Raw genomic sequence first — 8147 nt, forward strand, 5'->3', positions numbered from 1 at the left:
TCCCGTCGGGCAACACCGGACAGGAGGGTTGCGGCGGGAGAGTGGGCGCAGTGATGCGGCCGGACCGGTCGGTGGTGCGGCGTGCCGCCGACGATGCGGCGAAGGTGTGATCGCGGCGCTGGGCGGCGAGCCGGACCCGGCAACCGGGCGGCCGACGCGGATCGTGGTGTAGACCGGTGCGGTGACCTGGCTGGAACTCGCCGACGGGGTGTTCGCCCGCCGCCACGCCGACCTCGACCTGACCCTGGGCCTGGTCCTGGGCACCGAGCGCTGCCTGCTGGTCGACACCGGGACCGACGCCGGGCACGGTGCCGAGTTCGCCGAGGCCGTGCGGGAGCTGACCGCGCTGCCGTGGTCGGCGGTGATCACCCACGGGCACTGGGACCACCACCTGGGCACGTCCGCGTTCGGCCCGCTGCCGGTGTGGGCGCACCCGGCGACCGCGGCGGAGATCGCGCACGGCACGGCCGCGCAGGTGGCCGAGTGGTCGGCGCGGGAGCCTTTCCGGGCGGAGCGGCTGGCCCGGTCACCGGTGGTCGTGCCGGACCGCGAGGTGCTCGACCGGGTGGAGTTGGACCTGGGTGGCCGGGTGGTCGAGCTGCGGCACCTCGGTCCCGGGCACACCCCGGGCGACGTGGTGGTGCGGGTGCCGGACGCGGGGGTGCTGTTCGCCGGTGACCTGGTCGAGCAGGGCGCTCCCCCGGCGGTGGGCCCGGACGCGGACGTGGCGTCCTGGGTGGGGGTGCTGGGCCGCCTCGGAGCCGCCGACGTCGTGGTCCCCGGGCACGGGAACCCGGTCGACCGGGCCTTCGTCGAGGCCCAGCGCGCCGAGCTGGCCGCCCGGCGCTGACCCCGGGCAGCGGGAGGCCCCGGCGGACCGGGGGCCTCCCGCGGACCTCAGCGCTGGATGGACTTGACCTCGGTGAACTCCTCCAGCCCGAACTTGCCCAGCTCGCGGCCGTTGCCCGACTGCCGGTAGCCGCCGAACGGGGCGGCCGGGTTGTAGGCGCCGCCGTTGATGTCGACCTGGCCGGTGCGCAGCCTGCGGGCCACCCGCAGGGCGCGGTCGTCGTCCCCGGCGAACACGGCGCCCGCGAGGCCGTAGATGGTGGAGTTGGCGATCTCGACCGCCTCGTCCTCGTCGGCGTAGGGCAGGATCGACAGGACCGGGCCGAAGATCTCCTCCTGGGCGATCTTCATGTCCGAGCGCACCCCGGCGAACACCGTCGGCGGGACGAACGCGCCGGTGCCGGGCAGGCCGTCGGTGGTGCCGCCGTGGGCGAGGGTCGCGCCCTCGGCCACCCCGTCGGCGATGTAGCCCAGGACCCGGTCGCGCTGGGCGAGGGAGGCCATCGGGCCGATGCGGGTGGCGGCCTCGGTGGGGTCGCCGACGGTGTACTTGGCCGCGTTGGCGACGGCGAGTTCGACGACCTGGTCGTGCAGGGCGGCCGGGACGACCCACCGGGTCCAGGCCGAGCAGGTCTGGCCGCCGTTGATGAAGGTGTTGCCCAGGCCGATCTTCACGGCCCGCTCCAGGTCGGCGTCGTCGAGGATCACGTTGGCGGACTTGCCGCCCAGCTCCAGCGCGACCCGCTTGACCGTGCCCGCGGCGTTGACCGACACCAGCTTGCCCGCGGCGGTCGACCCGGTGAACGACACCATGTCCACGTCCGGGTGCCCGGAGATGGCGTCGCCGACGACCGGACCGGTGCCGTGCACCAGGTTGACCACGCCGTCGGGGATGCCCGCCTCGGCGAGGACCTCCAGGAAGACGTTGGCGTTGAGCGGGGCGACCTCGCTGGGCTTGAGCACCACCGTGTTGCCCGCGACCAGCGCCGGGGCCACCTTCGCCACGATCTGGTGCAGCGGGTAGTTCCACGGGGTGATGGCGCCGACGACACCGACCGGCTCGCGCACGACCAGCGAGTTGCCGACCTCCTCGGTGAAGTCGTAGCCGCCGTCGAGGACCAGCTTCGCCACCGCGGACGACGTCGCCGCGGGCAGGCTCGCCTGCACCTTCGCCGCGAAGGAGATCGGTGCGCCCATCTCGGCGGTGATGGTCGCGGCCAGCTCGTCGCGGCGGGCCGCGATGCCCTGGGCGACCCGCAGCACGGCCGCGGCGCGCTCCTTCGGGTCGCGCACCGACCAGCCCGCGAACGCGGCGCGGGCGGCGCGCACGGCGGCGTCCACGTCGGCCGGGGTGCCCGCCGGGACCGAGGCGATGACCTCCTCGGTGGCCGGGTTCACCACGTCGATGCGGTCACCGGCCCCCTCGACCAGCGAACCACCGATGACGTGGCCGGTGCGCGCGGTGACCGGAGCAGCCATTGATCCATCCTCCAAGAGTGGTGGGAACCGTGCCCCAACGATGGCACAGCGGAAACGACCCGACCACGGCATCCCGGGTCACACCCGGTGCGGACGCCGTGGTCGGTCAGCGATCGGTCAACGAACGCGCACGCGGGTGACAGCCACCCGGCGAAAGCGCTCAGTCGAAGTTGAGCCCACCGGTGCGGGTGCGCTTCAGCTCGAAGAAGTCCGGGTAGCCGGCCAGCAGCCGGGCGCCGTCGAAGACCTTGGCGGCCTCTTCCCCGCGCGGGATCGACGACAGGACCGGGCCGAAGAACGCCACGCCGTCGATGTGGATCGTCGGGGTGCCGACGTCCTCGCCGACCGGGTCCATGCCCTCGTGGTGCATCTTGCGCAGGGCCTCGTCGTACTCGTCGGTGTGCGCGGCCGCGGCCAGTTCGGCGGGCAGGCCCACCTCGGCCAGCGCCTCGGCGATGACCGCGTCGGTGTCCTTGTTGCCCTGGTTGTGGATGCGGGTGCCCAGGGCGGTGTAGAGGTCGCGCAGGACCCCCTCGCCGTGCGCCTGCGCCGCGGCCACCGCGACCCGGACCGGCCCCCACGCCTTGTCCAGCATCTCGCGGTACTGCTCCGGCAGGTCCCGACCCTCGTTGAGCACGGACAGGCTCATCACCCGGAAGTTCAGGTCGAGGTCGCGGTGCTGCTCCACCTCCAAGATCCACCGGGACGTGATCCAGGCGAACGGGCAGGCGGGGTCGAAGTAGAAGTCGACCTTGGTCCTGGTCACGGGCGCCTCGGGGGACTGCGCAGCGGTCATCGGCGTGCTCTCCGTACTCGGTTCGGCGTGCGGGACTCGGGGGCGCGACCGCCCCCCGGGCGGTGCAACGCGCGGCGGACCCGAATCCTTCCCGGCCACGGGGAGGGCCCGAGGCGTGATTGGATGCGATTGTCAGTTCCGAGATCGACGAGTCCGCCGAGGTGTATTGAGTGGCCGCGCCCAACCTGACCAGAGACCAAGCACAACGGCGTGCCGCCCTGCTTGAGGTCGAGTCCTACGTCATCGAGCTGGACCTGACCGACGGGATCGGTCAGCCGGGCGAGACGACGTTCTCCTCGCGCAGCACGGTGCGGTTCCGCAGCGGCGATCCGAGCGCGGACACCTTCATCGACCTGATCGCGGCGTCGGTGGAGTCAGCCGAGCTGAACGGCACCGCGCTGCCGGTCGACGACTACCGCGAGGAGGACGGCCTGGTGCTGACCGGTCTCGCCGAGACCAATGAGCTGACCGTGTCGGCCACCTGCTCCTACACCAACACCGGTGAGGGCCTGCACCGGTTCGTCGACCCGGTCGACAAGGGCGTGTACCTGTACACGCAGTTCGAGACGGCCGACGCCAAGCGCATGTTCGCCTGCTTCGACCAGCCCGACCTCAAGGCCACCTACACCGTCCGGGTCATCGCCCCGCGCGGCTGGAAGGTGATCTCCAACGCGGCCACGGCCACCACCACCGACGTCGAGGGCGGCGTGGAGGGGGCGGTCCGGCACGAGTTCGAGACCACCGACCGGATCTCCACCTACCTGGTGGCGCTGGTCGCGGGCCCATACGCCGAGTGGCGCGACGAGTTCACCGACGCGCACGGCACCATCCCGCTGGGCATCTACTGCCGCGCGTCGCTGGCCGAGCACATGGACGCCGACCGGCTGTTCACCGAGACCAAGCAGGGCTTCGGGTTCTTCCACGAGAACTTCGGCGTGGCGTACCCGTTCGGCAAGTACGACCAGTGCTTCGTGCCGGAGTTCAACGCGGGCGCGATGGAGAACGCGGGCTGCGTGACCTTCCTGGAGGACTACGTCTTCCGCAGCCGGGTCACCCGCTACGCCTACGAGCGGCGCTGCGAGACGGTGCTGCACGAGATGGCGCACATGTGGTTCGGCGACCTGGTCACCATGCGCTGGTGGGACGACCTGTGGCTCAACGAGTCCTTCGCCACCTGGGCCTCGGTGCTGGCGCAGGCCAACGCCACCGAGTACGAGCACGCCTGGACCAGCTTCGCCAACATCGAGAAGTCCTGGGCCTACCGGCAGGACCAGTTGCCCTCGACGCACCCGGTCGCGGCCGACATCCCGGACGTGCAGGCGGTCGAGGTCAACTTCGACGGCATCACCTACGCCAAGGGCGCGAGCGTGCTCAAGCAGCTCGTGGCGTACGTGGGGCTGGAGAACTTCCTGTCCGGGCTCAAGGTGTACTTCGCCAAGCACGCCTGGGCCAACGCCACCCTGTCGGACCTGCTGGGGGCGCTGGAGGAGGCGTCGGGCCGCGACCTGTCGTGGTGGAGCGCCCAGTGGTTGCAGACCACCGGCCTCAACTCGCTGCGCGCCCGGTTCGAGGTGGACGCCGACGGGAAGTTCACCGAGTTCGCCGTGCTCCAGGGCGGGGCCAAGCCGGGCAAGGGCGAGCTGCGCACGCACCGGGTCGCGATCGGCGTCTACGACGACGACGCCGACGGCAACCTGGTCCGCACCCACCGGGTGGAGGTCGACGTCGACGGCGAGCGCACCGAGGTGCCCGCGCTGCTCGGGGTCGGCCGGGGCAAGCTGCTGCTGGTCAACGACGACGACCTGACCTACTGCACGATGCGCCTGGACCCGGTGTCGCTGACCACCCTGATCGACCGCATCGGCGACATCACCGAACCGCTGCCGCGCACCCTGTGCTGGTCGGCGGCCTGGGAGATGACCCGCGAGGCGGAACTCAAGGCCCGCGACTTCGTCACCCTGGTGGCGCACGGCCTGGCCGCGGAGACCGAGGTCGGCGTGGTGCAGCGGCTGCTGATGCAGGCGCAGACCGCGCTCGGCTCCTACGCCGACCCGGCCTGGGCGCCCACCGGCTGGCAGACCTTCACCGACCGCATCCTGGAGCTGGCGCGGTCCGCGGCCCCGGGTTCGGACCACCAGCTCGCCTTCGCCAACTCGCTGGCCGGGTCGGTCCTGGACGAGGCGAAGCTGACCGTGCTGCGCGGCTGGCTCGACGGCTCCGCGCCACTGGAGGGCCTGGTCGTCGACACCGACCTGCGCTGGCGGCTGCTGCACGCCCTGGTCGCGCACGGCGCGGCGGGCGAGGCGGAGATCGAGGCGGAGCTGCGCCGCGACTCCACCGCCGCGGGCCACCGCCAGGCCGAACGGGCCACCTCGCTGCGCCCCACCGCCGAGGCCAAGGCCGAGGCGTGGCGCCGCGCCACCCGCGACGACGAGCTGCCCAACGCGGTGAACGAGGCCATCATCACCGGCTTCTCCCACCCCGCCCAGCGCGAACTGCTCGCCGGGTACGCCCCGTCCTACTTCGCCGACGTGGCCGACGTGTGGGCGCGGCGCTCCAGCGAGCGCGCCCAGTCGGTGGCCCTGGGCCTGTTCCCGGCGTGGGCGGTCGTGCCGAGCACGGTCGAGGCGGCGGACGAGTGGCTGGCCGGGGAGCACCCGCCCGCGCTGCGCAGGCTGGTGACCGAGGGCCGGGCGGGCATCGTCCGCGCCCTGGCGGCCCGCGAGTTCGACGGCAGCTGACCCCCTGACGGCAGAAGGCCCGGACCCCCACGGGGTCCGGGCCTTCTGCGTGTCGGTGTCGGTGCGCTTCGCGCTCGGTGCCGGTTCGTGCTCGGTGCCGGGTCGGGCTCAGTGCCGGGGGGCGTGGCCCGCCTGGTCGGCCAGCATCCGCAGGGCGCTGACCAGGCCGCCGGTGAGGTCGCCCTCCTTGAAGGAGGCCACCATGCTCATGACGGCGAGGTTGCAGCCGCGGTCGGGCAGCCTGCGGGCCGCCTCGGTGCCGGTCACGATCTCCACCTTGCGCTGCCCCGGCGACACCGCGATCAGCGCCGAGTCGGCGGACGCGGCACCGATGCCCGCGTGCAGCTCCTCGGCCTTGTCGCGCGGGTCGGCCCCGAGGTCGCCCAGGTAGACGCTGAAGCCGATGCCGGTCGCCCGCGACGCCAGGGTCAGCGCCTCGTCGAGCCGGGAGAGCTGCACGGCGTTGAACGGCAGGCCGGGGGCGGCGGGCACCTTCTCGCGGGCGACCGAGAGCCGCCCGCTGGCGGTCCTGGCCACCCCGATGCCGTGCTCGGGGTCCTCGACGACCTGGTTGTCGGCGTGGTTCGCGTGGACGAGCTCACCAGCTGCCACGGGCACCTCCCTTGGCCGTGCGCACGAGCGCGGAGTCGGCGCGTTCGGCCGAGTGGACGTCAGCGGAATGGGCACCGGTGGAGTGAGCACCGGAATGGCCACCGGAGTGGCCATCGGCGGACAGGACCGGGTGCCCCGCGCCGAGCCCATCGGGGTTGGCCGTCCACCACACGGGCGGGTGCTCCCACTCCTGGCCGGGGCGGTAGCGGGGCGACCTGGCGAACTTCTCGCGCAGCGTCAGCAGGGCGATCACGCCGTAGATGGCCAGCGGGATCACCGCGAGGACGAGAACGGTCTCGACGGGTGTCACGAGCGCTACCGTAACGGACGAGGTCGGACGGGGTGCGACGACTCCCGCCTGCCCCTGCGCGCGCGTCCGGGCACACGGTCTCCGGTTGGTGCTCTCCTGGTAAGGCCGATCGGCCGAGTGACGCCCGTAGAGGTAGCTCTTTGGGCGTATCGCCAAGGGGCGAACGGCCCCAACTGCGCATGTGCGCCATCAAGACGCGCCACAACGTCTTGTCGGTGACCGCCCGGGGTCATAGCTTTTCACCTGTACGGCCCTTGCGAAAGAGTCATCTGACAATTAGAAGCGCTCCAATCCCCCAGGAGGCCACTCCATGTACACCCCCACCCGCTCCAACCCGGCCGCCGCTATCACCCGTTCGGGTGAGGGCGCGCACCACACCGGCCTTCACCTCGCCGCCACCACCCCCTCCGCCGGAACCCGGGTGACCCGCGGAACCCGAGTGACCCGAGGCACCCGGGTGACCAGGGGGACCCGGGTCACCGCCCTCGAACTCGGAACCCGCGTGACCAGGGGAACCCGCGTCACGGCGGTGGAACCGGGAACCCGGGTGACCGCGCAGGCGGGCACCCGCGTCACAGCGGTACTGGAGGCCGGAACGCGCGTCACCAGGGGAACCCGCGTCACAGCACAGGAAGCGGGCACCAGGGTCACCCGAAGCACCTCGGTGGAGCGCGGAACCCGGGTCACCGCACTGGAGCCGGGCACCCGAGTCACCGCACTGGAAGCAGGCACCCGGGTCACCAGGGGCACGCGAGTCACCGCACTGGAGCCCGGAACCCGAGTCACCGCACTGGAAGCAGGCACCCGGGTCACCGCGCTCGAAGCGGGTACCAGGGTCACCCGAGGCACCCGCGTCACCAGGGGCACCCGGGTCACCGCGCTGGAGCCCGGAACCCGCGTCACCGCGTTCCGGATCGTGTGGACCGCACCGGAGAGCCGCGGCACCCGCGTCACGGCGGGCACGCGGGTCACCAGGGGAACCCGCGTCACCCGAGGCACCCGCGTGACCTGCGGAACGCGCGTCACCCGCGGCACCAGGGTCACTTCGCTGCTGGTCATGGGCACCAGGGTGACGGCCGTCGAGCGCGGCACCCGGGTCACCCGAGGCACCCGGGTCACCACCTTCGCGCCCGGCACCCACGTTCCCCTCAGCGGCCTCGGCACCCGCGTCACCCGGGGCACCCGCGTGACCGCCACCCGCACCACTCCCGGCACCCGGGTCACCGCAGGCACCAGGGTCACCCGGGGCACCGCCACCCACCGGGGCACCCGCGTCACCGCCACCCGCACCACTCCCGGCACCCGGGTCACCGCCACCGAGCGCGGCACCACCACTCCCGGCACCCGAGTCACCTCCGCC

General features: G+C 72.7%; 7 protein-coding genes. 3 read left to right on the forward strand and 4 right to left on the reverse strand.

What is annotated here, in order from left to right:
- The first annotated feature begins 181 nt into the window (after positions 1–181).
- Positions 182–850, forward strand: a complete 669-nt coding sequence (locus UO65_RS13610; protein ID WP_035282465.1) for an MBL fold metallo-hydrolase — start codon at positions 182–184, stop codon at positions 848–850.
- Between the two features lie 47 nt (positions 851–897).
- Here UO65_RS13610 and UO65_RS13615 read toward each other — a convergent pair whose 3' ends face one another.
- Both UO65_RS13615 and UO65_RS13620 read right to left on the reverse strand, forming a co-directional pair.
- On the reverse strand, positions 898–2328 hold the full coding sequence (locus UO65_RS13615; RefSeq protein WP_035282467.1) for an aldehyde dehydrogenase family protein: 1431 nt from the start codon (positions 2326–2328) through the stop codon (positions 898–900).
- 160 nt (positions 2329–2488) lie between these two features.
- Positions 2489–3124, reverse strand: a complete 636-nt coding sequence (locus tag UO65_RS13620) for a mycothiol-dependent nitroreductase Rv2466c family protein (RefSeq protein WP_035282469.1) — start codon at positions 3122–3124, stop codon at positions 2489–2491.
- 170 nt (positions 3125–3294) lie between these two features.
- On the opposite strand from UO65_RS13620, the gene pepN reads away from it, so the two are divergent.
- The gene (pepN, locus tag UO65_RS13625; protein WP_035282471.1) at positions 3295–5865 is read left to right on the forward strand and encodes an aminopeptidase N; all 2571 of its coding nucleotides are present in this window, start codon (positions 3295–3297) and stop codon (positions 5863–5865) included.
- 108 nt (positions 5866–5973) lie between these two features.
- On the opposite strand, the gene UO65_RS13630 is transcribed toward pepN, so the two are convergent.
- Complete coding sequence (locus UO65_RS13630; protein ID WP_035282474.1) at positions 5974–6477, reverse strand: DUF5130 family protein; 504 nt, start codon at positions 6475–6477, stop codon at positions 5974–5976.
- Positions 6464–6787: an aa3-type cytochrome oxidase subunit CtaJ gene (gene ctaJ / locus UO65_RS38070; RefSeq protein ID WP_035282477.1), complete on the reverse strand. Its 324-nt coding sequence runs from the start codon at positions 6785–6787 to the stop codon at positions 6464–6466. The genes UO65_RS13630 and ctaJ overlap by 14 nt, the downstream gene beginning before the upstream one ends.
- A gap of 457 nt (positions 6788–7244) precedes the next feature.
- On the opposite strand from ctaJ, the gene UO65_RS38075 reads away from it, so the two are divergent.
- A partial coding sequence (locus UO65_RS38075; RefSeq protein WP_233427564.1) for a hypothetical protein occupies positions 7245–8147 on the forward strand: 903 nt, incomplete at its 3' end.

This window comes from Actinokineospora spheciospongiae (assembly GCF_000564855.1).
Taxonomy (GTDB): Bacteria; Actinomycetota; Actinomycetes; order Mycobacteriales; family Pseudonocardiaceae; genus Actinokineospora; species Actinokineospora spheciospongiae.

What these genes read in the sequence shown, in the direction of transcription:
- UO65_RS13620 (WP_035282469.1), bottom strand. Translation starts at nt 3,124, where the DNA reads ATGACCGCTGCGCAGTCCCCCGAGGCGCCCGTGACCAGGACCAAGGTC.
- UO65_RS13615 (WP_035282467.1), bottom strand. Translation starts at nt 2,328, where the DNA reads ATGGCTGCTCCGGTCACCGCGCGCACCGGCCACGTCATCGGTGGTTCG.